The sequence below is a fragment of the Nocardia sp. NPDC056611 genome (genome assembly GCF_042792755.1).
Lineage (GTDB): Bacteria > Actinomycetota > Actinomycetes > Mycobacteriales > Mycobacteriaceae > Nocardia.
Genome location: NZ_JBHTVV010000004.1, coordinates 761,746 through 786,366, shown reverse-complemented (window position 1 = coordinate 786,366; position 24,621 = coordinate 761,746). Strand labels below are relative to the sequence as shown.

Annotated in this window: 17 protein-coding genes; 8 read left to right on the top strand and 9 right to left on the bottom strand. The window is 69.9% G+C overall.

Annotated features, from left to right (window positions below):
* The first annotated feature begins 53 nt into the window (after window positions 1-53).
* Window positions 54-1,043, top strand: coding sequence for an LLM class F420-dependent oxidoreductase (locus ACFRAQ_RS24950; RefSeq protein WP_379103512.1), 990 nt, complete (start codon window positions 54-56; stop codon window positions 1,041-1,043).
* Window positions 1,044-1,125: 82 nt separating this feature from the next.
* Here ACFRAQ_RS24950 and ACFRAQ_RS24945 read toward each other — a convergent pair whose 3' ends face one another.
* From ACFRAQ_RS24945 to ACFRAQ_RS24925, 5 genes are all read right to left on the bottom strand, one after another.
* Window positions 1,126-2,895 (bottom strand): MinD/ParA family protein, encoded by a 1,770-nt coding sequence (locus tag ACFRAQ_RS24945; protein ID WP_379103509.1) that lies wholly within the window; start codon window positions 2,893-2,895, stop codon window positions 1,126-1,128.
* Window positions 2,896-3,053: 158 nt separating this feature from the next.
* Entirely contained in the window at window positions 3,054-4,856 is a 1,803-nt protein-coding gene (gene leuA, locus ACFRAQ_RS24940; RefSeq protein WP_379103507.1) for a 2-isopropylmalate synthase, read from the bottom strand.
* Window positions 4,857-5,055: 199 nt separating this feature from the next.
* Complete coding sequence (locus ACFRAQ_RS24935) at window positions 5,056-5,973, bottom strand: transglutaminase N-terminal domain-containing protein (protein ID WP_379103505.1); 918 nt, start codon at window positions 5,971-5,973, stop codon at window positions 5,056-5,058.
* Complete coding sequence (locus ACFRAQ_RS24930) at window positions 5,973-8,801, bottom strand: circularly permuted type 2 ATP-grasp protein (RefSeq protein WP_379103784.1); 2,829 nt, start codon at window positions 8,799-8,801, stop codon at window positions 5,973-5,975. Before ACFRAQ_RS24930 ends, ACFRAQ_RS24935 begins: the two co-directional genes overlap by 1 nt.
* Window positions 8,802-8,890: 89 nt before the next feature.
* On the bottom strand, window positions 8,891-12,274 hold the full coding sequence (locus ACFRAQ_RS24925) for a DUF2126 domain-containing protein (RefSeq protein ID WP_379103503.1): 3,384 nt from the start codon (window positions 12,272-12,274) through the stop codon (window positions 8,891-8,893).
* Window positions 12,275-12,466: 192 nt separating this feature from the next.
* On the opposite strand from ACFRAQ_RS24925, the gene ACFRAQ_RS24920 reads away from it, so the two are divergent.
* The 3 genes from ACFRAQ_RS24920 to ACFRAQ_RS24910 all read left to right on the top strand — a co-directional run bounded on the left by ACFRAQ_RS24920 (window position 12,467) and on the right by ACFRAQ_RS24910 (window position 13,615).
* Window positions 12,467-12,610, top strand: a complete 144-nt coding sequence (locus ACFRAQ_RS24920; protein ID WP_379103500.1) for a hypothetical protein — start codon at window positions 12,467-12,469, stop codon at window positions 12,608-12,610.
* A 16-nt stretch (window positions 12,611-12,626) separates the two neighbouring features.
* Window positions 12,627-13,268 carry a hypothetical protein gene (locus ACFRAQ_RS24915; protein ID WP_379103497.1) on the top strand — a complete coding sequence of 214 codons (642 nt, stop codon included), beginning with the start codon at window positions 12,627-12,629 and terminating at the stop codon, window positions 13,266-13,268.
* Window positions 13,269-13,423: 155 nt separating this feature from the next.
* Window positions 13,424-13,615, top strand: coding sequence for a hypothetical protein (locus tag ACFRAQ_RS24910; RefSeq protein WP_357275408.1), 192 nt, complete (start codon window positions 13,424-13,426; stop codon window positions 13,613-13,615).
* Window positions 13,616-13,653: 38 nt separating this feature from the next.
* Here ACFRAQ_RS24910 and recR read toward each other — a convergent pair whose 3' ends face one another.
* Window positions 13,654-14,262, bottom strand: coding sequence for a recombination mediator RecR (gene recR / locus ACFRAQ_RS24905; protein WP_379103495.1), 609 nt, complete (start codon window positions 14,260-14,262; stop codon window positions 13,654-13,656).
* Between the two features lie 14 nt (window positions 14,263-14,276).
* Window positions 14,277-14,606, bottom strand: coding sequence for a YbaB/EbfC family nucleoid-associated protein (locus tag ACFRAQ_RS24900; RefSeq protein WP_379103492.1), 330 nt, complete (start codon window positions 14,604-14,606; stop codon window positions 14,277-14,279).
* 101 nt (window positions 14,607-14,707) lie between these two features.
* On the opposite strand from ACFRAQ_RS24900, the gene ACFRAQ_RS24895 reads away from it, so the two are divergent.
* Window positions 14,708-15,517 carry a MerR family transcriptional regulator gene (locus tag ACFRAQ_RS24895; RefSeq protein WP_379103490.1) on the top strand — a complete coding sequence of 270 codons (810 nt, stop codon included), beginning with the start codon at window positions 14,708-14,710 and terminating at the stop codon, window positions 15,515-15,517.
* Between the two features lie 16 nt (window positions 15,518-15,533).
* Complete coding sequence (locus tag ACFRAQ_RS24890; protein ID WP_379103487.1) at window positions 15,534-15,890, top strand: VOC family protein; 357 nt, start codon at window positions 15,534-15,536, stop codon at window positions 15,888-15,890.
* On the opposite strand, the gene ACFRAQ_RS24885 is transcribed toward ACFRAQ_RS24890, so the two are convergent.
* Window positions 15,887-16,321, bottom strand: coding sequence for an SRPBCC family protein (locus ACFRAQ_RS24885; protein WP_357275397.1), 435 nt, complete (start codon window positions 16,319-16,321; stop codon window positions 15,887-15,889). The genes ACFRAQ_RS24890 and ACFRAQ_RS24885 overlap by 4 nt on opposite strands.
* A gap of 109 nt (window positions 16,322-16,430) precedes the next feature.
* On the opposite strand from ACFRAQ_RS24885, the gene ACFRAQ_RS24880 reads away from it, so the two are divergent.
* Window positions 16,431-17,324 carry a hypothetical protein gene (locus ACFRAQ_RS24880; RefSeq protein ID WP_379103484.1) on the top strand — a complete coding sequence of 298 codons (894 nt, stop codon included), beginning with the start codon at window positions 16,431-16,433 and terminating at the stop codon, window positions 17,322-17,324.
* On the opposite strand, the gene ACFRAQ_RS24875 is transcribed toward ACFRAQ_RS24880, so the two are convergent.
* Window positions 17,321-18,559 carry an SLC13 family permease gene (locus ACFRAQ_RS24875; RefSeq protein WP_379103479.1) on the bottom strand — a complete coding sequence of 413 codons (1,239 nt, stop codon included), beginning with the start codon at window positions 18,557-18,559 and terminating at the stop codon, window positions 17,321-17,323. The two genes, ACFRAQ_RS24880 and ACFRAQ_RS24875, sit on opposite strands and share 4 nt — an antisense overlap.
* Window positions 18,560-18,663: 104 nt before the next feature.
* Between ACFRAQ_RS24875 and ACFRAQ_RS24870 the strand changes: the two genes are divergently transcribed.
* On the top strand, window positions 18,664-24,492 hold the full coding sequence (locus ACFRAQ_RS24870) for a pentapeptide repeat-containing protein (protein ID WP_379103477.1): 5,829 nt from the start codon (window positions 18,664-18,666) through the stop codon (window positions 24,490-24,492).
* The last annotated feature ends 129 nt before the right edge of the window (window positions 24,493-24,621 follow it).

Here is a 24,621-nt window from a genome sequence, read left to right as displayed (position 1 = left end):
ATGGAATGTCAGCGGTTGACTTGGAGTGCGCTCCAAGTCCTACCGTGGCGCTCATGAGCATTCGACTCGGGTATCAGATGCCGAACTTCAGCTACGGGGTCGCGCCCCGGGACCTCTTCCCGGCGGTGGTGGCGCAGGCGCGCGAGGCCGAGGCGGCGGGCTTCGACGCGGCCTTCGTGATGGACCACTTCTACCAGCTGCCGCTCCTCGGAGCGCCCGAGGAACCGATGCTGGAGGCGTACACCGCGCTGTCCGGTCTCGCGGCCTCGACCGAGCGAATCCAGTTGTCCGCCTTGGTGACCGGCAACACTTACCGCAACCCGGCGCTCACCGCCAAGACCGTCACCACCCTGGACGTGGTGAGCCGGGGACGGGCCGTGCTCGGCATCGGCGCGGGCTGGTTCGAGCTCGAACACCAGGCCTACGGCTTCGACTTCGGCACCTTCACCGAGCGCTTCGAGAAGCTCGAGGAGGCCCTGGAGATCATCACGCCGATGCTGCGCGGCGAGCACTCCACCTTCGACGGCAAGTGGTACCGGACCAACAACGCCATGAACGAGCCGCGGGTGCGCGACGACCTGCCGATCCTGCTGGGCGGCGGCGGCGAGAAGAAGACCTTCGGGCTGGCGGCCAGGTTCGCCGACCACCTCAACATCATCTGCAATGCCTCCGAGCTGCCCCGCAAGCTGGACGCCCTGCACGCCCGCCTGGACGAAGCGGGCCGCGACCCGAAGACCCTGGAGACCAGCTTCCTGGCCTTCATCATCGTCGACGAGGACGGCGATCGCGCCCGCAAGACCCAGGCCGAGATGCTGGCCCGCATCGGCATCACCGACCTGGGCGCGCTGCCCAACGAGGCGCTGCGCAACTCCCCGGCCGACCGCCAATTCGTCGGCACCCCGGACGAAGTGGCCGAGCAGATCCAGTCGCGGGTCCTCGATCACGGCATCGACGGCATCATCGTCAATCTGGTCACCAACGGGCACGAGGCGGGCACGGTCGAACTGGCCGGGCGCGCGCTCTCGCCCCTGGTCCAGGGCTGAATCACCACACGGCACCGGACAGACGAAACCCCGCGGTTCCGTTGAACCGCGGGGTTTTTCGTTCGTCGGATCCCGCCGGAGCTCAGCCCTGTGGCGGGAACCCGCCCGGCTGGAAGCCACCCTGCGAAGGCATCCCGCCCTGGTGCGGGGGCATACCGCCCTGCGGCGGCGGGAAGCCACCCTGCGGCGGGAAGCCGCCCTGCTGGGGCGGGAAGCCTTGCGCGGCAGCCTGATAGCCGAAGTCGTCGGCCACCATGGCGGCCAGTTCCAGCAGCGCCCGGCGGGTGGGCTTGCCGACCAGTTCGAGGTCGATCTCCGCGCCCTCGGCCAGGTGGTCGTCGAACGGGACGACCTGCACGGCCCGGGTGCGATCCAGGAACAGCTTGCGCAGCTGGTCCAGGTCCACCGTCGAGGAGCCCTTGCGAGAGGCGTTGACCACCACCACGGTTCGCTCCACCAGCTTGTGGTAGCCGTGGTGGTCGAGCCAGTCCAGGGTGGCCGAGGCGCTGCGCGCGCCGTCGATGGCCGGGGAGGTGACCAGCACCAGCGAACTCGCCATATCCAGCACGCCGGACATGGCCGAGTGCATCAGACCGGTGCCGCAGTCGGTCAGGATGATGTTGTAGAACTGCTGCAGGATGCCGATGGCCTTGCGGTAGTCCGCCTCGGAGAACGCCTCCGACACGGCCGGATCCTGTTCGGAGGCCAGCACTTCCAGTCGGCTCGGCGCCTGCGAGGTGTGCGCCCGCACATCGGAGTACCGGCTGATGTGCCCGTCCTCCAGCAGGTTTCGCACCGTGGAACGGGTCTGCCGCGGCACCCGGTGCGCGAGCGTCCCGAGGTCGGGGTTGGCGTCGATGGCGATCACCCGGTCACCGCGCAGCGACGCGAAGGTGGAGCCCAAACCGACAGTGGTGGTGGTCTTTCCGACGCCGCCCTTGAGCGACAGGATGGCGATCCGGTAATCCCCGCGCACCGGCTGGTTGACCCGGTCCACCAACTGCCGGTACACCACGTCCGCGGCCGACTCGCCCGGGTTGATGACACCGCCGGACGCCTTGTGCACGGCGCGCCGCCAGCCGCTGCCCGGCGCGCGCCGGGCCCGCTTCAACAGATTGAGGTCATTGACCGAATGTCCGGGCGGCGGCGGCTGCTGACCGTACTGCTGCCCGAACGAACCCTGCTGCGGCGGAATCCCCTGCTGCTGCTGGGCATTCCAGCCCGGCTGGAAACCGACCTGCGGCTGCGGCTGCTGCGGCGGCGCGGCCGGGGGCGGCGACCAGCTGTAGATCGGCCCGCCCGGCTGATCGTTGGAGGGCGCGAACTGCCCCGGCTGTCCGGGACCGCCGAAGTGGCCCGGCTCCCCCGGTTCACCCGGCTGCTGCTCGGGGAACACCCGGCGCACCATGCCGTCGCTGCCGATCTCCTGCCGGACCTCACCGTAGGGCGTCTGCTCACGCACTTCGCCGATCGGCGGAAAACCGCCCGGCGCACCGGGATTCGGCGGCGGGGCGAACTGCCCGGCATCCGGCGGCGGAAAGCCGCCGGCGGGCGGGAATCCCGGCGGGCCGTACGGTCCGGGCCCGCCCGGCGCGAACGGATTGTGGCCGTCGGCCGCGAAGGGATTGTGGCCGTCCGGCCCCTGGGGTCCCGGGAACGGTCCGCCATTGCCGGGATACACCACGGTCTGGTCGATCGAATCCGGTACCGGCGGAAAGAATCCGGCCGCCTGCTCCTCGGAATCGGATTCCTTCGACTCGGCGGGCCCGCCCGCTTCCACCTCGTCGAGGATGTCTTCGACGTCCTCCGCCACGATCGGCTTCGAGGTCGAATTCTGATCTTTCGTAGTCACGTGTCCCCCATCTGCTCGACAGCTCGAACAGAGAGCTCGGCGCTATTGCGACCCAACGCTAGCATTGTTGACCCGCCCCGACGCGGCGAGCCCGCCTCGACGAAGTCGAGACGGGCTCTCCTACCTGCGTTTTCTCTCAGCCTCGAGGCTCAGGCCACTCAGGCCTTCCGGGCAGCGCGGTTGACCGCGGAGACCACCGCGCGCAGCGAGGCGGTCGTGATCGAGGTGGCGATGCCGACGCCCCAGGTGACCTGATCGCCGATGGCGCATTCGACGTAGGCCGCGGCCTGGGCGTCGTCACCGGAGGACATGGCGTGCTCGCTGTAGTCCAGCACCCGCACGTCGTAGTCGATGGTGGCCAGCGCGTCGACGAAGGCGGCCAGCGGACCGTTGCCCTCACCGGTGATGGCGTGTTCGACACCGTCGACCTTGACCACGGCCTCGATGTGGTCGACGCCGCCGTCGGTCTCGGACGCGGTCACCTTCTGGCGCATCCGCTCCAGCGGCAGGATCGGGGTCAGGTACTCCTCGGAGAAGACGTCCCACATCTCCTTCGGGGTGACCTCGCCACCCTCGCCGTCGGTGATCCGCTGCACGGCCTGCGAGAACTCGATCTGCAGGCGGCGCGGCAGCACCAGCCCGTGATCGGTCTTCATGATGTAGGCGACGCCGCCCTTGCCGGACTGCGAGTTCACCCGGATCACGGCCTCGTAGGTGCGGCCGACGTCCTTCGGGTCGATGGGCAGGTACGGAACCTCCCACACGATGTCGTCGACGTCCGCGCCCTGCGCGTCGGCGGCGGCCTTCATGGCGTCCAGGCCCTTGTTGATGGCGTCCTGGTGCGAACCGGAGAAGGCGGTGTAGACCAGGTCGCCGCCGTAGGGGTGGCGCTCGGCGACGGGCAGCTGGTTGCAGTACTCGACCGTGCGGCGGATCTCGTCGATGTTCGAGAAGTCGATCTGCGGGTCCACGCCGCGGGAGAACATGTTCATGCCCAGCGTGACCAGGCAGACGTTGCCGGTGCGCTCGCCATTGCCGAACAGGCAGCCCTCGATGCGGTCCGCGCCGGCCTGGTAGCCCAGTTCGGCGGCGGCCACGGCGGTGCCGCGGTCGTTGTGCGGGTGCAGCGACAGCAGAATGGAGTCGCGGCGAGCCAGGTTGCGGTGCATCCACTCGATGGAGTCGGCGTAGACGTTGGGCGTCGCCATCTCCACGGTCGCGGGCAGGTTGATGATCAACGGCTTCTCGGGGGTCGGCGCGATGATCTCGGAGACCGCGTCGCAAACCTCACGGGCGTAGTCCAGCTCGGTGCCGGTGTAGGACTCGGGGCTGTACTCGTAGCGCCAGTTGGTGTCCGGGTACCGCTTCTCCACCTCCAGGCACAGCGCGGCCGCGTCGGTGGCGATCTTCTTGACCGCGTCGCGGTCCGCGCGGAAGACCACGCGGCGCTGCAGGATCGAGGTCGAGTTGTAGAAGTGGACGATCACGTTCGGGGCGCCGGCGCAGGCCTCGAAGGTGCGCTCGATCAGCTCCGGGCGGGACTGGGTCAGCACCTGGATGGTGACATCGTCCGGCACCGCGCCGTCCTCGATGATCTCGCGGACGAAGTCGAAGTCGGTCTGCGAGGCGGACGGGAAGCCGACCTCGATCTCCTTGTAACCCATGCGCACCAGCAGGTCGAACATGCGGCGCTTGCGGGCGGGGCTCATCGGGTCGATCAGCGCCTGGTTGCCGTCGCGCAGGTCCACGGCACACCAGCCGGGCGCGCGGTCGATGATCTTGTCCGGCCAGGTCCGGTCGGGCAGCTCGACGGGCTCGACCTCCTCGGCGAACGGCCGGTACCGGAATACCGGCATGGAGGAGTTCTTCTGCTTGTTCCAGGCCGGCTGGTCAGCGGGCGCGGGCTTGGACGGCGCGGTGATGATGCGCGTACCGGATACGAAAGCGTCAGCGGGTGACATGGCGATTTATCTCCGAGGTGTGGCTGGATCCCAGTTATTGGGTAGACCGGCACGGCAGATCCCCGCGGCGGGAGCCGGTCCGAATCAGACCCCGTCGCGGCGGCCGAGGAGAAGTGCCCGCTGCATGATGATCACGAGTTTACAGGGGTGCGATAGACGCCTGGAAGCAGGGGAGGCGGGGGCCACATCGTCGAGTGTGTCACTCCGGGGCCCGAGCCGGGCCGACATCGGGCGAGATGGGGGCGATATCGGGCGTGACCGGGGCGACGTCGACGGAGACGGTGATGGTGGATTCGCGGGCGTCGGTATAGATGATGCCGCGCAGCGGGGGGACGTCGGCGTAGTCGCGGCCCCAGGCCACGGTGACATAGCGGTCGTCGGCGAATTGGTCGTTGGTCGGGTCGAAGCCGATCCATTGACCCGCGCCGCCGGGCAGCCAGACGTCGGCCCAGGCGTGGGTGGCGTCCGCGCCGACCATCCGTTCCTTGCCCGGGGGCGGGTCGGTGGAGAGATAGCCCGAGACGTAGCGGGCGGCCAGGCCCTGGGACCGCAGGCAGGCGATGCCGAGGCGCGCGAAGTCCTGGCAGACGCCGTGGCGTTCGGCGAAGACGTCGGCGACGCTGGTGCTGACCGTGGTGGAGCCGGATTCGTAGGCGAAGTCGGTGTGGATGCGGGTGGTCAGCTCCCGGACCGCGTCCAGCAGGGGACGGCCGGGCGGGAACGACTCGGCGGCGTAGGCGGCGACCTCGGGGGTGATCTCGGGCGGGGTCAGGTCCAGGGTGAATTCGACCGCGAGCGGACCGTTTCCGGCGCCGGGGCGGGCTTGCTCCCAGGGTGGTTGCGCGGTGGGGACGGCGGGCGGGGCGACCTCGACCAGGGATTCGCCGGTGACCTCGAGGCGGCGGTGCCCGGCGGTGACGTGGAAATACAGGGTGGTATTGCCGTACACGTCCACGCCGACCGACCGGTCCGACGGTGCCGGATCCACCCGCGTGTCATGGGAGAGCAGCCGCTGACCCGGGAACTCGCGCGGGGTGAGATACGCGCGGCCGTAGGAACTGCTGACCACGTCGGAGTACTCGTAGACGGTGCGGTGCAGCACCCGGTAGCGGCGCATCAGCCCACCACCCGGGCGGTGCCCCACAACGGCTGGATCTCCGAGGGCACCGACAGCCGGGTCGCCTCGAAGGATTCGGAGAGCTTGCGCAGCCGCAGGTGGACGCCGTCGAGCAGCTCGGCCAGCTCGGCGCGGCGCCCTTGGGCGTCGACCGCCTCCAGGTCGGCCGGATCGACGCGGCGCAGCATGCGCTGGGCGTCGGCCAGGAGTCGTTGCGGGCGAGCGGATCCGGAGGCGCCGGGTATCGCCTGGAAGTCGTCGTCCAGGCGTTGCAGCTGGTAGGCCAGCGAGCGCGGATTGTGCTCGTCGAACAGCAGCAGACCCGCCACGGCGGCGATGCGCACCGAATCGCGGTGGCGGCGGCGGTAGCTCACCGCGGAGACGGTGGCCTGGAGGACGGCGTCGGTGACCACTCGCCCGGCCTCGGGCGGATGGTCGCCGGTGAGCGCGGAGCTCATCAGCGCCGCCAGCGCGAGAGCGCGTTCCAGGCGGCGGCCGATGTCCATGACGTGCCAGCCGGTGTCACGCACCGTGGACTCGGCGTCGATGCCGGTCAGCGACAGCAGCGCGGACAGGGCGCGGGAGTGCACGGCGGACAGGGCCGCGCCCCGATCACCCAGCGCGTCACGGTATTCCGACAGGGCGCGGTCCAGGGAGCCGAGCACCATCCAGGTATCGGGCGAGAGTTGATCGCGGACGGCGCGGGCGGCCTTGGCGTAGCGCTCCACGGAGAAGGCCACCGAACCGGTGACATGACGGTCGACGGTGAGCGAGACCAGGTAGTCGTGATCGCGGCGGGACGCGCCGGGCAGAGCGATCGGGACGGTCGGTTCGTCGGAGTACTCGCGGCGACGGGAGATCTGCGCCGCGCCCACGGGCTCGGGCAGGGACTGCGACTGTCCGGCGGCTTCCGGTCCGGGCTGCCCGGCGGATCGCGGTGACGTCCCCGGACGCGCACGCGACGTCGATACCCCGGGACGCCGCCTGCCGGAGCGGTCCGTCGAATCCTCGTGCACCGGCACCGGTTTGACGACGACCCGGGTCGGCGCGGGCGGCGCGGTACCGGTCATGCGGGCCAGCGCCTCCATCAGGACCGGCATCGCCTCCGCGCCCTCCATCCAGGGCCGATAACGGTAGTCCTGGTGCCGGTCGTGAATGGCGGCGAGCAAGCGCACGGTGACCTCGGCGCGTTCGCCGTAGCGGCCCAGCCAGAACAGGTCGTCGAGGACGCGCGGCGAGCTGACCACATCGACGGGGGTGACGGCCGCCACCAGGCGTTCGCGCTCCTCCGGCACCTCGACCGCGGGCACGGCCGGGACCTCCGCGGGCGTGGCCCGCACCCAGACGTCCTTGGCGGCGGCCTCCCCCACCATGCCGGCGGGACCACCGCGCTGGTGCAGCTGCCCCAATCCGCCTTGCATGACGCGGTATCCGACCCGGCCGGCCAGTGAGAACAACCGGACCGCGACGGGTGCGGCGACCAGTCCGCCCGAGCCGTCCACCGCCGGGGCGACGGAGAACCGGGCGGGTTCCTGCCCCACCCATTTCCAGCCCTCGGCCTCCACCCGGGTCCGCCACCGCGCGCGCTGGGCGGCGGTGAGCACCGGCCCGAAGACGGTGGCGCCGTCCACGGTGGAGCGCAAGATCAGCCGGTGCAGGTTGGCGGTCAGGTGGGAGCGTTCGGAATCATCGCCGCCCCAATAGGCTTCGACACCGGGCAGCGTGAGCTCCTCGTCCAGCAGCCGTCGCGACAGCCGGGGCAGGAAGGGGGCCAGCCCCGGATTCTCCAGCAGCCCGCTGCCCAGGGTGTTGACGACCGTGACCGCGCCGCGGCGCAGCACCTCGACCAGCCCGACCACGCCCAGCCGCGAATCCGCGCGCAGGTCCAGCGGATCGGAGAATTCGGCGTCCACCCGGCGCAGCACCACGTCGACCCGTTTCAGGGTGCCCAGTGATCGCATCCACAGGCGGCCCTCGCGGACCACCAGGTCGGCGCTCTCGACCAGCGGGAAGCCCAGCACCGACGCCAGATACGCCTGATCGAAGGCGGTTTCGGAGTGCACGCCGGGGCTCAGCACCACCACCACGGGGTCCTCGTCGGCGGCACGGGGCGCGGCCTCGATGAGCATCAGCCGCATGGCCCGCACGAACGGGGTGAGCGGGCGCGGGCTGGCCAGTTCGAACGCCTCGGGGATGGCGGCGGACACGACGCGGCGGTCGGCCAGCGCGTAGCCCGCGCCGGACGGGGCCTGCGCCCAGTCGGCCAGCGCCCGGAACCCGCCGTCGCTCCAGCGGCTGACATCGCAGGCGTGCAGGAACAGTTGATGCCGCCCCGGCAGCGAGATGCCGTGCGCGGCACGGACATACCCCCGGTTCGCGAAGACCAGCTGCGGTGGCAGCAGGCCCTCGGTGAGGGTGCGGCGCGGGCCGTAGACGTCGGCGAGCACGGCGTCCAGCAGTCGGGAGCGTTGCACTACGCCGGATTCCAGAGCCGACCATTCGGTGTCGGAGAGCAGCAGCGGGATCGGGTCCAGCCGCCACGGCGAGGGGGTGGCCGGTTCCGCGGAGGCGGTCAGTTCGGTGTAGGTGATGCCGTCGTCCTCGACCAGCCGCCGGACCCGGGTGTCGATGCGGCGCAGCCCTTCCCGGCCCTGGTCCAGGACGTCGGCGGACAGGTCTGCCCACATGCCGCGCAGACGGCCGTCCCGATCGGCGAGTTCGTCGTAGTAGCCGCCGGTGGCGAGGCCGCAGGCGTCGCGCGCGCCGGTGTCGGCCGCGGCGGCGCGGTAGTTCGCGAACTCCTCCAGCACTTCCCGGCGCGCGGACAGAGCGGTCCAGCGGTCGGGTTCTCCCGGCGTGGCGTCTCCGGGCGGCACCGCGTCGAGCACTGTCACCGCAACCACTTCCCCGGGTATGCCTATCGATCGCCGACGTTCGGGTGGGCCCGCGGACCGTCGGCCGTGCCCCACACGGTCCGCGCCCGGCGCAGATCGAGTATTCCGGGCGCGCCCACGTCCGTCGCCTGTATGGCCATTTTGGCACGCACATCGGCCAGATCGACCGGACCCGGAGTGTGCCCGGTGGATTCGAAGCGCCGGTTGCGCCGCGATTGCGCCACCACCGCGTTCACCGGCGGCCCGGCGTAGAACATGCCGCCGGGATGGCTCACGTGATAGGTGCAGCCGCCGCGCGACAGTCCGGTCTCCAGGTCGAGCACGTCGAAGACCAGGGGCGCGTCCACGGTGATGGTGGGGTGCAGGGATTCCGGCGGCTGCCAGGCCCGATACCGCACGCCCGCCACCTGCACGTCCGCGCGTCCGGCCGGGACCAGCGGCAGCGGGAAGCCATTGCAGGTCACCACGTATCGGTCCCGGTCGGCGCCGGTGACCCGCACCTGCAGCCGCTCCACCGACGAGTCCACGTACCGGGCGGTCCCCGATGCGGTGGTCTGTTCACCCAGGGTGTTCCACGGTTCGATCGCCCCGCGCAGTTCCACTTCCATATCCCCGAGTACCACCGAACCGAAGCGGGGAAAACGAAACTCCGAGAACGGATCGAGCCAACTGGTGTCGAATTCGGTACCGTGCGCGCGCAGATCGGCCGCGACATCGGCGATATCGGCCTGCAGGAAATGCGGCAGCAGATAGCGGCCGTGCAGATTCGCGCCGTGCCGGATGAGCGGGGCCGTGTACGGATGCTCCCAGAACCGCAGGACCAGCGCCCGCACCAGCAGCGACTGCACCATGGCCATCCGGAAATGCGGCGGCATCTCGAAACCCCGCAACTCCACCAGACCCAGTCGGCCGCGCGCCGAATCCGGACTGTAGAGCTTGTCCACACAGAACTCGGCGCGATGGGTATTGCCGGTGAGATCGGTGAGCAGATGCCGCAAGGCCCGATCCACCGCCCACGGCGGCGCGACGGACTCCGCGGAATCGTCGTCCGCCGCGGCCCGGCTCAACCGCTCGATCTCGGCGAACGCGATCTCCAACTCGTAGAGCGTGTCCTCCCGCCCCTCGTCCACCCGGGGCGCCTGCGAGGTCGGCCCGATGAACCGGCCGGAGAACAGATAGGACAGCGCCGGATGCCGCTGCCAATAGGTCAGCATCGAAACCAGCAGATCCGGCCTGCGCAGCAAGGGCGACCGCGCGGGCGTCCGCCCACCCAGCGTGATGTGATTACCGCCCCCGGTCCCCCGATCGGTGCCGTCCACATCGAACGCCTCGGTGCTCAACCGCGCCAGCCGCGCCTGTTCGTACAGGTTCTCCAGCAACCGCGACTGCTCACCGAACCCGGTGGTGGGCTGCACATTCACCTCGAGCACGCCCGGATCGGGAGCCAGCGACAGCGTGTGCAGCCGGTCGTCCACCGGCGGCGGATACCCCTCGAGCACGATGGGCACGCCCACCGCCACCGTCGCTTCCTCGACCCGGCGGACGAGATCGCAGAAGGCCCCGAATTCAGCGATCGGCGGCAGGAAGACGTACAGCTGTCCATCGCGGATCTCGGCGACCAGCGCGGAGATGGGCGCCCGTTCGGCGGACTCGACCACGGCCGCGGGCTCGCCGGCCACGAAGGGCTTGCGGGGCGCGAACGGATCCGCCTCCGCACTCGGCGGCGGCGCGTTCCAGGCGACCGACCCCAACGGCAGCCGCAATCCGGCCGGAGAATCGCCCTCGGTCAACATGATTCGGCCGCGCCGCAACCGCCAGTCCGCGCTCGCCCAGCCCGCCTCGTCGGCGCGGCGATACATCGACAGCACATAGGCCACAGGTTCGCCAACCGCGGTGTCGAGCCGCTCCAGCAGCTCGCGGCGGGCCCGCACCGAATCCCGGCTCGGCGCGAGATCCTCCTCCGATCCGACCGGATCACCCGACGGCGCAGCGACTTTCGCCGCCATCCGGCGCAGCGGATCCTCGAACGCCGGCCGAACCTGACCATCCGGCAGACCCAAACCCGAGGCGATGTGGCTGATCAGCGCACGTGCGGCGCGGGCATCGGCGGGGCCCGGCGCTTCGGCGGTTGCCGGGGAGGGCTGGGTCAGGAGGTCGGGGTGGCTCCAGAGGGGTTCGTCGTCATCGCGCCAGGTGAGGGCGATTTCCCAGCGCGGCAAGGGTTCCCCGGGGTACCACTTGCCTTGGCGATACTGGATCAGACCGGCGGGGGCGTAGATGCGGCGGAGGCGGTCGGCGAGGTCGGCGGCGCGGTCGCGCTTGGCGGGGCCGTCGGCCTCGGTGGTCCATTCGGGGGCGGTCTGGTCGTCGACCGAGACGAAGGTGGGTTCGCCGCCGATGGTGAGGTCGATTCCGGCGGCGGTGGTGCGGGCGTCGACCGCGGCGCCCGCGGCGCGGATGCGCTCCCATTGGGAATCGGTGTAGGGCAGGGTGACTCGGGGGTCCTCGTGGATGCGGCGGACCGTGTTGGAGAAGTCGAGGGTGGCGGTGACCGGGTCGGTGGCGCCGGTGATGGGGGCCGAGGACACCGGGTGCGGGGTGGCCGCCAAGGGAATGTGGCCCTCTCCGGCGAAGAGCCCGGAGGTGGGGTCGAGGCCGACCCAGCCCGCGCCGGGGAGGTAAACCTCGGTCCAGGCGTGCAGGTCGGTGAAGTCGGCGGGCGGGCCCGAGGGGCCGTCCAGAGACGGGACGTCCTGAGCCAATTGGATGAGGTAGCCGGAGACGAAACGGGCGGCCAGACCGAATTCGCGCAGGATGGAGACCAGCAGCCAGGCCGAGTCGCGGCAGGACCCCAGCCCGGCGCGCAGGGTGTGGCCGGGCGTCTGCACGCCCGGCTCCATCCGGATCGTGTACGCGACGTCCTGGCGCAGCGCCTGATTCACGGCGATCAGGAATTCGATGGTGCGGGGCCGGTCGCGCGGGGTGTGGCGGCGCACCCAGTCGCGTACGAGACCGCCTGGCCCCGCGTCGTTTTCGCCGTCGGCCACCGGCCGCAGGTACGCCTCCAGGTCGGCGGCCAGTTGCGGGGAGTACTCGAACGGGAAGTGCTCGGACCGATCCTCGACGAAGAAGTCGAACGGGTTGATGGCGTCCATGTCGGCGATCAGCCCGACCACGATGGACAGCTCCGGCGTCGGTTCGTGGAAGACCAAGCGCGCCAGGAAGTTCCCGAACGCGTCCTGCTGCCAGTTCACCCAGTGGGTTCCCGGCGTCACCCGCATCGAGTACGCCTCGATGGCGGTGCGGGTGTGCGGGGCGGGGCGTAGCCGGACCACGTGCGGGTGGACGCGCACGGGGCGGTCGAAGGAATAGGTGGTGCGGTGTTCGAGGGAAACCTTGATCCCCATCCGTCCAGTTCACCACGGCGGACCCCAGGCACGCGGGAGTTTTTCCGACAGTTCGGACGACACGCGGTGTCCTCCCGCGCTTGTCGGTGGCGAGTGTTATCACCATAGGAACGGCTGAAGGAGGTTGCGGTGCATCCTGCGGGTTGCTCACTATGCGAATCGGCCCTCGATCACTGTCACGGGACATTGATCGTGCACGCCGCGGGTCCGGTGGAATGCACCGAATCCGAATGCTTCGACACCGATCGGGCCCGGCACCTGTTCGTGGCCGACTGCGGCGACGCGGCCGGCGGCTGCGCCTGCGCGGAGACCGGGCGGCGGACTCGCGCGGGCTAGCCACTAGCCTGGCCGGGTGAGTTACGACCTCGTTCTGCTGCCCTCCGGCGTCGCGTCCTCCCCCGCCGAGGTGGACGACCATCTGACCGGTCAGGAGGGCCGCCCGGCCGGCGAGGCGATCACCGGGATCGCGGCCGAGCTGGACAAACGCAATGCGGAGCTGCCCGAGGTCGACAGCTTCCTGGGCGCGCCCGCCGCCGACGGCGTGCTCGGTGACGCGCTGTTCGTGTCCACCCAGTACGACGCCATCGGGCACACCCGCTCGCTGCTGTTCGAGCTGGGCACGCCGCACGGGTACGCGGTGTGGGATCCGCAGCTGTCGTGGCTGGCGGATCCGGCCGGATCGGTGGCCGCCGCGGTCACCCACGGCGGGGCGGGCGAATTTCCTTACCTGACAAAACAACTGGTGGACCTGTGGATTCCGGAGCTGGGTCAGCCCGGTCCCTATCTGATCGCGGAAACCGCCGATCAGGTCTATATCCAGACCTATCGCCACCCGGACGGGCATTACGACCTCGAATACCGGGACGGCTCTCCGGACAAGCATTTCGCCGCCACCGCGAACGACCCGCGAATTGTCGCCGATCTGATCTGGGGCTGGGCGACCGGAGATCGTTCGGGATTCGATGCCCTGGACTGGCAGCGTCTAACGTTCTGACCAGAAATAACGGGAAGATTTCAATTTCCGGTTCTAACCCCCCATAATGTGCTGCGGGGGGCGGACGGAAAGCTAGCCTTCAGTTAGTTCAACACAGGGCTAATTGCACGCGGTGTTCCAGGTCGACGCATTATCACCGAGGCGAGGAGCGAAAGATGAAGCTACGCCCGTCCCTGAAAACCGGGACCTTGCGTAAGGGCCTGGCACTTGTGGCGGGTTTGGCGGCCACCTTCGCCATTGCCGTGGCTTTACACGCCAGCGGCGCCGGCGCCGATATCCCCCGCAACGTGCAGCACATTCCGTGCCCGCAGCCGGCGGCGCTGCCCGCACCGCCGACCTGGACCTGATCGACTCCCGGGGGTTCCCCCCGAAACCCCCGGACCGGCTATAGCGCGCGACGGCCGGAAAGGGCGCGGCCCAGGGTCAATTCATCGGCGAATTCGAGATCGCCGCCCATGGGCAGGCCCGAGGCCAGACGCGTCACGCTCAGCCCCGGGAAGTCGCGCAGCATACGGACCAGATAGGTGGCCGTCGCCTCACCCTCGGTATTCGGGTCGGTGGCGATGATGACCTCCGACACGTCCACCCCGTCATCCTGATTTCCGATGCGGGTCAGCAATTCCCGGATACGCAACTGATCCGGGCCGACGCCCGAGAGCGGATCGAGTGCGCCGCCGAGCACGTGATAACGGCCCCGGAATTCACGGGTGCGCTCGATGGCCTGCACATCCTTGGGCTCCTCGACCACACAGATCATGGTGCGATCGCGGCGCGGATCGGCGCAGATACGGCACAGTTCGCCATCGGAGACGGTGCCGCAGACAGCGCAGAACCGCACCCCGTCACGCACCTTCTGCAGCGCGGCTTGCAGCCGGTCGATCTCCGGCGGTTCCACCGACAGCAGATGGAAGGCGATGCGCTGCGCGCTCTTCGGTCCGACACCGGGCAGTTTGCCCAGTTCGTCGATGAGATCCTGAACCGGACCCTCGTACACCTACCCAGCCCCGCTCAGAGTCCGGGCAGCGCGCCGCCGAGACCGCCCGCGAGCGGGCCCAGCCGCTCGGCGGCCAGGTTCTGCGCGGTGTCCATGGCGTTGTTGAGCGCGCCGATGATCAGGTCCTGCAGGGTCTCCACATCCGAGGGATCGACCACCTTGGGATCGATGGTCAGCGACAGCACCTCGCCGGTGGCGCGGATCTTGGCGCGCACCAGGCCGCCGCCGGCCTCCCCCTCGACCTCGGACTCCGCGATCTCCTGCTGCGCGGCTATCACCGCCTGCTGCATCTGCTGGGCCTGGGCCATCAACTGCTGGAAATCGAAACCTTCACCGGGCTGCACGGCGCGTCCTTCCTGGGGGATGGTGATCGCACCCCAGCCTAGTCGCCGACACGCGACAGCTCGCTTGACTCTCCCCTCGCTGGAGGGTGTTCGCTGAAAGCATGACGGCAACGGTTCCGATCGGTGAGTTCTCCCGGCTCACCTACCTGACCATCAAGACGCTGCGGTACTACCACGAGATCGAGCTGCTGGAGCCGGTCGCGGTGGACCCCGCCTCGGGCTACCGGTTCTACTCGACCGCCCAGGTGGATCAGGCGCACCTGATCAAGCGGCTGCGCGAGCTGAACATGCCGCTGCCGGAGATCAAGGCGGTGATGGCCGCCCCGGATCAGGTGGCGCGGGACGCGGCGATCCGCGCGCATCTCGAGCGGATGGAGGCCGAGCTGGTGCGCACCCGCGACGTGGTGGCCTCACTCAAGGCGCTGCTGCTGCCATCCGACCGGATCAGCGTCGAATACCGTTCCATCACCAGCCATCCCGTGATCGCCATGTCCGCCGACGTGGCGCGCGAGAACTGCGATGAATGGTGCGACCACAGTTTCGGGGAGCTCTACGGGGCGCTGGCCGCCGCCGATCTCGCGCCCGCCGGACCGGCCGGCGCGACCTACGCGCTCTCGTTCTTCGAGGAAGACCGGGGCGAGGTGGTCACTTTCGTGCCCATCGATCCCCGGCACCGGGACCGGTTCGACGCCGCGACGGTGCTGGACCTCCCGGCCCGCCGCTTCGCCATCGCGGTGCACGCGGGCCCGTTCACCGAATTCGACCGCACCTACGGCGCGCTGGGCAGCCACGTCGCCGAACACGACACCGCGCTCGCCGAACCCGTGCGCGAGCTCTACCTGGTGGGTCCCGGCGACGCCGAACCCGCCGACTACCGCACCGAAGTCTGCTGGCCGATCGGCCGGCTCTGAAAAGGAGAGAAAAACCATGGCACTGTCCCTCGGGAACATCACCATCGACTGCGACAACGCCGCCGAGCTGGCGGGGTTCTACGCGCAGCTGTTCGAGCGTCCCGTCGACGACGGCGCGACCGAATTCTTCGCCACCATCGACAACGGAGCCGCCACACCGACGCTCATGTTCATCAAGGTGCCCGACAAGAACCCGGGCAAGAACGTGGTGCACCTGGACCTGCACTCACCCGACCAGCAGGCCGAGATCGCGAAGGCGGTCGCGCTCGGGGCCAAGCATCTCGCCGACTTCGACGAATACGGCGTGAAGTGGGCGACGCTGTCCGACCCCGAGGGCAACCTCTTCGATATCGCGCAGGATCAGCCGAACTAGGCCAGTTCCTTCTTCAGGTTCTCGAGCACCTCGGCCTGGATCTTCTTCAGGCCGAGGGGCGCGAAGATGCCCTCGAAGATCCCGCCGATGCCGCCCGCGCCCTTCCAGGTGGTGCGCACGGTGACCAGCGAGCCGGAGCCCGAGGGGGTGACGGTCCAGGCGGTGACCATGGAGGAGTTCGAATCCCGTTCGGTCACCATGGAATCGGAGACCGAGACGGCCGCGCGCACATTGCGGGACCGCTTCTCGGTGGCCTGCAGGGTCCACTCCGCGACGGTGCCCGCGCCCTGGCCGCCCTCGACCACCTTGTAGTCGCGGTAGTGCGAGGAGAGGATCTTCGGCCGGACCGTTTCGTAGTCGGCGATCGCGTCGAGGGTGCGCTTCGGATCCGCCGCGACGACGATCGAACTGGAGGCGCTGACCTGTCCCACCATGTGCTCCTTAGTGATTGCGGGCTGACCGGCACTCTGCCCTGTTACCGCTCGGTCATGCTACGCGGCACCTATCCTGGGTGACATCTCTCGGGGGAGGACGCCGCCCATGACCCGCTTCGCTACCTGGCTCCGGCTCAATATCGACGCGGTGGTCGCCATCGTGATCGCGATCACCGCGGTGATCGTCGAGTTCATCGACAAGAACACCAAGCTCGATCCGGTGAGCAATGCCATCCTGCTGGTGCTGAGCCTGCTCGCGGTGACGCTGCTGCGGGACCGCAACCGGATCGCCCGGCTGGTCGGCGAGACCGCCGCGGTGCGCCTGCTCTACGGCGCGGAGGTGGATCAGGCGCACGCCATGGCCCGCCGCGACACCGACAACTGGATCTACAAGGGCGGCACCGGAACCTATCTGCGGGCCACCACGCTGCCGTTCTTCCTGGGCCGGGTACGCGCCGAACAGCACCTGCTGAATCTGCGGGTCGAGATCCTGGACCCCGGCGACGAGCAGCTGTGTGAGGTCGAGGCGCAGCATCGCAATTCACTGCAGCCGGGCGGCGACGCGACCGGGCGACCGTGGACCACCGACCGGATTCGCAAGCAGTCCTTCGCCACCGTGGTGGCCTGCTCCTGGTACCGGGCCCAGTCCGAGCTGCTGACCATCGAGCTGGCGCTGTCCGCGGTGGTGTCGACCTACCGCTGGGACATGTCCGACAGCGTGGTCATCACCAATCAGCGCGGCTCGAACACCCCGGCGCTGCTCTTCGAACGCGGCAAGACCCAATACTCCGATCTCACCCGCGAATTGGCGTTGAGCTTCAAGCAGGCCCGCCACGTTCCGCTGGGCCGCGACAGCGAGCTGCGGCCACCTGCCGAACCGAGCATCGCGCAGGTGCGGCGGCTGCTGGAGCGGCTGGCGCTACCGCTGCCCGCCGTGTACACCGACGATGATGTCACCGAGATCGTGGAATACGCACTGCGACCGGCCAATACGTTCTAGCCGGTGAGCAGCAGCCCCGCGGTCGCGGCGGTGGTCGCGGCGACGGCCAGCACCAGGCCGGTCAGCACGAAGCGCCGCATGGGCACCCGCACCTCGTGGGTGCGGCAGAACTCCAGGCAGAGCAGGGTGGCCAGGGAGGCCCACGGCGTCACCACCGGGCCCACGTTGGCGCCGATCAGCAAGGCCAGCAACTGATCCCGGCCGCCGTGCACGACCGCCTCCCCCGCGGTGTAGGCGGGCAGATTGTTCACGATGTTCGACAGCGCGGCACCCGCCCCGGCGGCCCGGAACACGCCCGGCCCGCTGGTGTCCTGCCCGATCAGGTGTTCCATCAGCGTCGAGAGCCCGTACCGCGACAGCGTCGGCACCACCAGGAACAGGCCCGCCACGAAAACCAGCAGCTGCCACGGCAACAGGGACGGCCGCAGCGCTGATCGATCGCAGATCGCGAAGGCCAGCACCGCGATGGCCGCCGCCGCCGTGGCCGCGATCCCGATCCGGTCCCCCACGAACGGAATCGCCAGCACGAACAGCGCGCACGCGCCCCCGGACGCGTACAGCAGCACTCGTTCCCGCAGATCCGCGGGCCGGATCGGTTCCGGCACCACATACCGTTCGGCCCCGCGCTGCGACCGCCGCCAGTACCACCACCACAGGCACACCATGGTCACCGCGATCGACAGCAACTGCGGCAGCCACATGCGGGCCGCGAACCCGGTGGCGTCCAAGGCCACCCGATCCGCGGCCAGCAGATTGGTCAGATTCGACACCGGCAGCAGCAGACTCGCCGTGTTCGCCAGCCACAGGGTGGTCATGGCCAGCGGCAGCGGCGGAATCCGCGCGGGCACGGCCAGCGCGATCATCACCGGTGTCAGCAGCACCGCGGTGGTGTCCAGGTTCAGCACCGTCGTCGTGACCGACGCGAACAGCACGCACAGCAGGAACAACCCGGCGTAGTTCCCGCCCGCGATGATCGCCAGCCGGTGCGCGATCACATCGAACACCTTGGCCCGCCGCGCCAGATTCGCCAGCACGATCACGCTGCCCAGGAACAACAGCAGCGGCGCGATCCGCCGCATATTGGCCGCCGCCTCAGCCCGCGGCAACAGACCGGTCGCGACGCACAGCAGTCCGACCAGCAGCAATCCGATCCGGACGGAGTCCAGGACGCCGGGCCGCCACCGCACGACCGAGTCTGCCCGGGCGGGAGGTGAACCGGAGTCCTCTTCGAGCATCGGTCAATTCTCGCAGGTCGGGGCGAGTCGCATGATCTGAGAATTGGGAAAGAGGTCAATTCGATTGGCCGCGGGGTGGTTTCGGGGGCGGGATACTGGGCGGTGTGACGGGGTGGGGCGGGCGGTTACTGTTCACGAGCTATTCGGCGGCCGACGAGCGATGGGCCATCTGGCTGGGATGGCTGCTCGAACACGCCGAGGGGCGGTATCGAACCCTGGTGTCGTCGTGGGACTTCGATCCGGCGGCGAACTACGGGGAGTTCGTGCAGCGCGGGGTGCGCGAGGCGGATCTGGTGATCGCCGTGCTGACCCGCGACTACGTATCGTCGCGGCACGCGAACCGGGAGTGGCAGGCCGCGCTGGACGTGGATCCGGGAAAGCTGCTGGCCATCCGGGTCAGCGACTGCTCGCTGGAATGGCTGCCGACCGGGGTCGCCTGCCTGGACCTGTTCGGGGTGACCGACGAGGCCGAGATGCGGCGGGAGGTGCTGGACCGGGTCGAGCGGATGCTGTCGGAGCGGTGGATGCCGCGACGGCGGGCGAGCCCGCGTTCGGACGACTTGTGGTCCGCGGCACCGGAGCCCAGGCCGCCGGGGCGCCGACCGCTGTCGCCACCGGCGTTTCCGGGGGACATGGCCGCGGCCCGCACCCACGCGGGGCTGTCCATCCTGCATATCGGCGGTCCTCGGTTCGGGCGGGCGTCGGCCGATCTCCCCACCGATCCGGAGGGTTTGCAGTCCCACATCTGGGGCGCGGTCACCGAACTGGTGGATCGTCAGGCCCCGCCGCCGGATCTGATCGTGGTCAGCGGCGATCTCACCGAATCCGCGCATCCGACCGAATTCCGCAAGGCCACCGCGTTTCTCACCGGCCTGCGCGTGCTGCTCAAACTCGAACCCGACCGGCTGATCGTGGTCCCCGGCAACCACGACATCTCGAAACTGGCCTGCCGCGCCCACTTCCTGGACTGCGAGGCCAACGACCGCCTGCCCCGCGCGCCCTACTTCGCGAAACTGCGCCTGTTCGAGCAGATGTTCAACACCCTCTACCGCGGCCTCGACCACCTGGTCTTCGATGTCGGCCAGCCCTGGACGCTGTTCCCGATCCCCGGATTACGGCTGGTCGTGGCCGGTTTGAACTCGACCATGGCCGCCACCCACCGCCCCGAGGACGACTACGGCGCCATCGGCGACGAACAGAAGGACTGGTTCGCCGAGCAGCTGCGCGCCCAGGAAGCGCAGGGCTGGTTCCGGCTGGGCGTGCTGCGCCACGATCCGGCCCCCGGCCCGAACACCTCGCCCTACGACGCGGGCGTGCTGCGCGACGCCGAACGCGCCTTCCGCCGCCTGGGTCCGCGCCTGAACCTGCTGCTGCGCGGCCCCGGCCGGGCGGGCCGCTCGCTCGCGCACCCGGGCGGCACGCTGCCCGTCCTGTCCGCCCCCGCACCGGGTCAGGCCGAACTGGTCCACATCACCGATGCCGGACTCACCCGCTATCGCTACGACGAACCGCCGGAGCCTCCGGTCCCGCAGGCCCTCACCTGGACGAATGCCGTGGTGGCGCTGGAGAGCCGGGCCCCCCGGGAACTGCCCGCTCCCCCACCCGCGCCCCGCCCGGAACCGCGCACGAACGAGACCGCCCGCCCACACGACATGCTGCTGGAGCAGGTCGCCGAGGTGTGCGAGGTGCGCTATCCGGGAGCGCGCATCCGCCGCATCTCCGCCGACCCGCACTACCTGCTGGTCACGGTGAATTCCGAGCCGGTCATCGAACAGCTCATCATCGGCGCGCACGTGGGCGAAGTGACCGGCCAGGTCCTCGACGCCTTCCTCGGCCCCGAACCGCGACCCGGCTCCCAGCTCATCTACCTCGGTCCCGCCCCGAGCCGCGAACTGTCCGACCGGGCGGCCGCCGAAGGCGTGCGGATCCGCAGCTTCACCGACTTCCAGGGCATGGTCGAACTCGGCGACTACCTGCGCAAACAGTCGGCCCGTCTCCGCGACGACCCGGCCTATCCGCCGGAACTGTATGTGCCGCAGCGCTTCCGCATGCTGGCCCCGCGCGGGCGCGAGGTGCAGCACGATCTGGTCGCCGAACTCATGAACCTGGTGACCGCCGCGGACGGCCGATTCGTACTGCTGCTCGGAGATTTCGGACTCGGCAAGACCTTCGCGCTGCGCGAGCTGACCCGCCGGATCGCCGAGACCACCACCGGACTGGTGCCCATCCACATCGAGCTGCGCGAACTGGATCGCACCAGCTCCCTGGACACCCTGCTGGCCGCGCACCTGGCCAACAACGGCGAATCCCGCATCGACCTGCGCGCCCTGCGGTACATGCTGGAACAGGGCCGGGTGGTGTTGCTGTTCGACGGCTTCGACGAACTGCTCACCCGCCTCAACTACGACAGCGCCGCCGAGCACATGGCCACCCTGTTGCAAGCCGCGGTGGGGCGGGCCAAGGTCGTGGTGGCCGGGCGCACACAGCATTTCAAGTCCTACGACCAGATCGCGGCGGCCCTCGACACCCGCGAGGACCCGCACCCGGACCGCTACATCCTGAGCGTGGAGAACTTCACCGACGAGCAGGTGCACGCCTTCCTGGTCAACCGCTACGGTCCCGGCGGGCCCTCGGCCGACGCCCGCATGCGGCTGCTGCGCGGCATTCCCGGCCTGCTGAAACTCGCCTGCAATCCGCGCATGCTGAGCTTCATCGCCGACCTGGACGAACAGCGGCTGCGCACCGCGGCCGGGGCCCGCCGGATCATCGGCCCCACGCGGCTGTACGAGGAGATCCTGACCAGCTGGCTCACCTACGAGATCGAGCGGTCCCCGGAACGTGCCAGCTCCCAGCCCACCCTGGGCCTCACCGAACTGTGGCTCGCCGTCACGTATTTCGCGCTGCGGGTGTGGGAGAACGGGCGGCCCTACCTGAATCTCACGGAACTGACCGAGGTCGCGCAGGCCGCCGTGCAGGAGATCGACGCGAGCCGGCTCAATGTGGCGCAGTTCGTGCACGCCCTCGGCTCCCGCAGCCTCATCGTCCGCACCGACGACAACCGCTTCGGCTTCATCCACTCGTCGGTGCGGGACTGGCTGGTGGCCAAGGCCATCGCCACCCAGCTGAGCGCGGGGGTCGCCGAACCCGCGCCGCCGGCGCAGGCGCAGCTGGAACCCCTCGCCGTCGAATTCCTCTGCGATCTGGCCGAAGTCGAGCTACTGCAGGCCTGGGTCGAACGCATCCAGGACGATCCGGACGAACACGAGATCACCCGCACCAATGCCGCCCGGGTCGCGGCCCGGCTGCGCATCAGCCCCGACAAGGACCTGCGCGGCCTCGACCTGTCACGCGAGGACCTGTCCTTCCGCAATCTGCGGCAGCTCGATTTCACCGGCGCGAACATGACCGCCACCCGGCTCACCGGCGCGGTGCTGGACCAGGCCGTCCTGCGCGGCGTCCGGCTGGTGGGCGCGCAACTCGACCAGGCCTCCCTGGTCGGCACCGACCTCCGCGGAGCGGATATGACCGAAGTCCAGCTGACCAGCGCCAATCTCCAGAACGCCGACCTGCGTGGAGCCCGCCTGCACCGGGCGCACCTGGATCAGGCCTCGCTGGTGCGCTCCGATCTGGGCCGCGCCGACCTGACCGGGGCCCGCCTGGCCCGCACCGACCTCACCGGCGTGCGCGGCGAAGGCAGCCGGTGGACCCGGGCCGCGCTGCTCGACGTCATCGGCCGACCCGCCGGGACCGACCTGGCCGGGTCCGGCCGCGTGCCCGGCACCCCGCCATTGACCGAATTCGCTCCCGCCGCCATCGGGGTCAAGCACGGCGTGGACGCGCAGAGCGGACGACTGCCGCGACCGCTGGCCTACAGTCCGGACGGCGGCACCATCGCCGTGGGCTGCGACTCCGGCAGCGTGGTCGTCTACGGCGCGGACACCGGGCGCACCCTGCGCACCCTGCACGGGCACCGCGACCGCACCTTCGCCCTCGCCTACACCGAACAGGTGCTGGTCACCGGCTCGGCCGACGGCACCGTGCGGATCTGGGACGCCGCCAGCGGTGCAGTCAAGGCGGTCCTGACCGGACACGAGAACTGGCCCTGGCCACTGGAAACCGATACCGCCGGAACCCTGCTCGCCACCGGCGACGCGGCCGGCACGCTGCGCGTCCGGCGACTCCCCGACGGTGAACTGCTGCACGAATTCCCGCCGCCGGACGGCCGCCCGCAACGCATCTACAGCCTCGCCTTCCACCGCGACCGGCTCGCCGCCGCGTATCACGATGGGACGGTGCGGATCCGGCACCTGGGCACCGGGGCCGAGCTGGGCGGCTTCCGGGCCGCGCCGGGACCGGTCCGCCGCGTCTGCTGGGATCCGATGGGCACGCTGCTGGCCGCCGGGGGCGCGGACGGCGTACTCGGACTGTGGGATCCGGCCACCGGAACCCTGGTCCACGACCTGTCCGGGCACGAGCACATCGTCTACGCGATCGCCTTCCACCCGACCGAACCCATCCTGGCCAGCGGCGATCTCGCGGGCGGAATCCGGCTGTGGGACACCGGCACCGGCGTGCGGCGGCACCACCGCACCGAACACGGCAGTGCCCGCATCCACTGGCTCGGCTTCGATCCGGGTGGTGACATGCTCGCCTCCGGCGACACCGCGGGCGCGGTCTACGTGCGCGACGGCCGCACCGGCGCGCCGCTGCACAAGCTGACCGGGCACACCGGATCCATCTGGCCGTTCGCGTTCCGGCCCGACGGCACCCAGCTCGCCATCGCCGACGACCAGTTCGCGCTGCGGGTCTGGGATCCCGCCACCGGCGAACGCCTGCACACCCTCAACGGACACGGGCGGCACGTGCGCGCGGTGTCCTTCAACGCGGACGGCACCGTGCTCGCCGGTTTCGGCAACGACGGCAGCGTCCGGCTCTGGGACGCCGCCACCGGGCGGCTCACCCGCCGTCTGCGGGGCAGCGCGGACGGGCTGGTCACGGTGGAATCGGGGGTGTTCAGCCCGGCCCGGGCCACCCAGCTGGTGACGGTCGGTAATGCCGGGCGGCTGCGGGTGTCCGATATCGGCACCGGCGAGGCCGAACGGGAGATCACCGTCGACTCCGCGCCGGTGTGGGCCATCGCCTACGACCCGACCGCCCGCTTCATCGCCACCGCCAACGACGACGACACCGTGACGCTGTGGACCCGCGAGACCGGCGGCGAGCACGCGGTCTGTGCCGACCATCGCGGCCGGGTGCGCTCGATCGCGTTCGACGCCACCGGCGCGACCATGGCCACCGGCTGCGACGACGGGCAGATCCGGCTCTGGGCGGTGGAGTCCGGGGAACTGGTGGGCACGCTGTCGGATCCGACGCCGAGCGGCGCGGGTGGGCATCGCGTCTACGGGGTGGTCCTGCACGACGACCTGGTCGCGGGCATCTCCTGGGACGGCACGGTCCGGATCTGGAGCCGGGCCGGGGGTCCCCCGCTGCACCGGCTGGACCTGCATCGTGGGCGGCTGTGGTGCGTGGCGCTGGACGCGCGGTCGGGTCTGCTGGCCACGGCGGGCGACGACCTGGTGATCCACCTGTGGGACATCGCCACGGGCGAGCACCGGCACACCCTGCACGGCCATCGGAACCGGGTGCGGTCCTTGGCCTTCGATCCGTCCGGGCGGCTGCTGGCCAGCGGCGGCAATGACGGCTCGATCATGGTGTGGGCGCTGGACGAGTCCGACGCCGCGCCGGAACCGCGGGCCACCCTGCTGGGCCTGCCGGAGGGCTGGGTGGCGTTCACGCCGGACGGCCGCTACAAGACCGAAGGTCTGACGGCGGGCCAGTTCTGGCACGTGATCGGCATGTGCCGGTTCGAAGCGGGCGAATTGGACCCGTATCTGCCGCAGATCCGGCAGATGGAACTCGACGACCCGCTGTAAACCGCTCCGCCACACCGTAAGCCAAATGTTAGCCAAAGTAAGAATCATCACGGTGTGACGGGGAATACTCTGACTACAGGGCAGGTCACGCCTGCCCGCACACAAGGAAACTATGTGTGAAAACCCGCC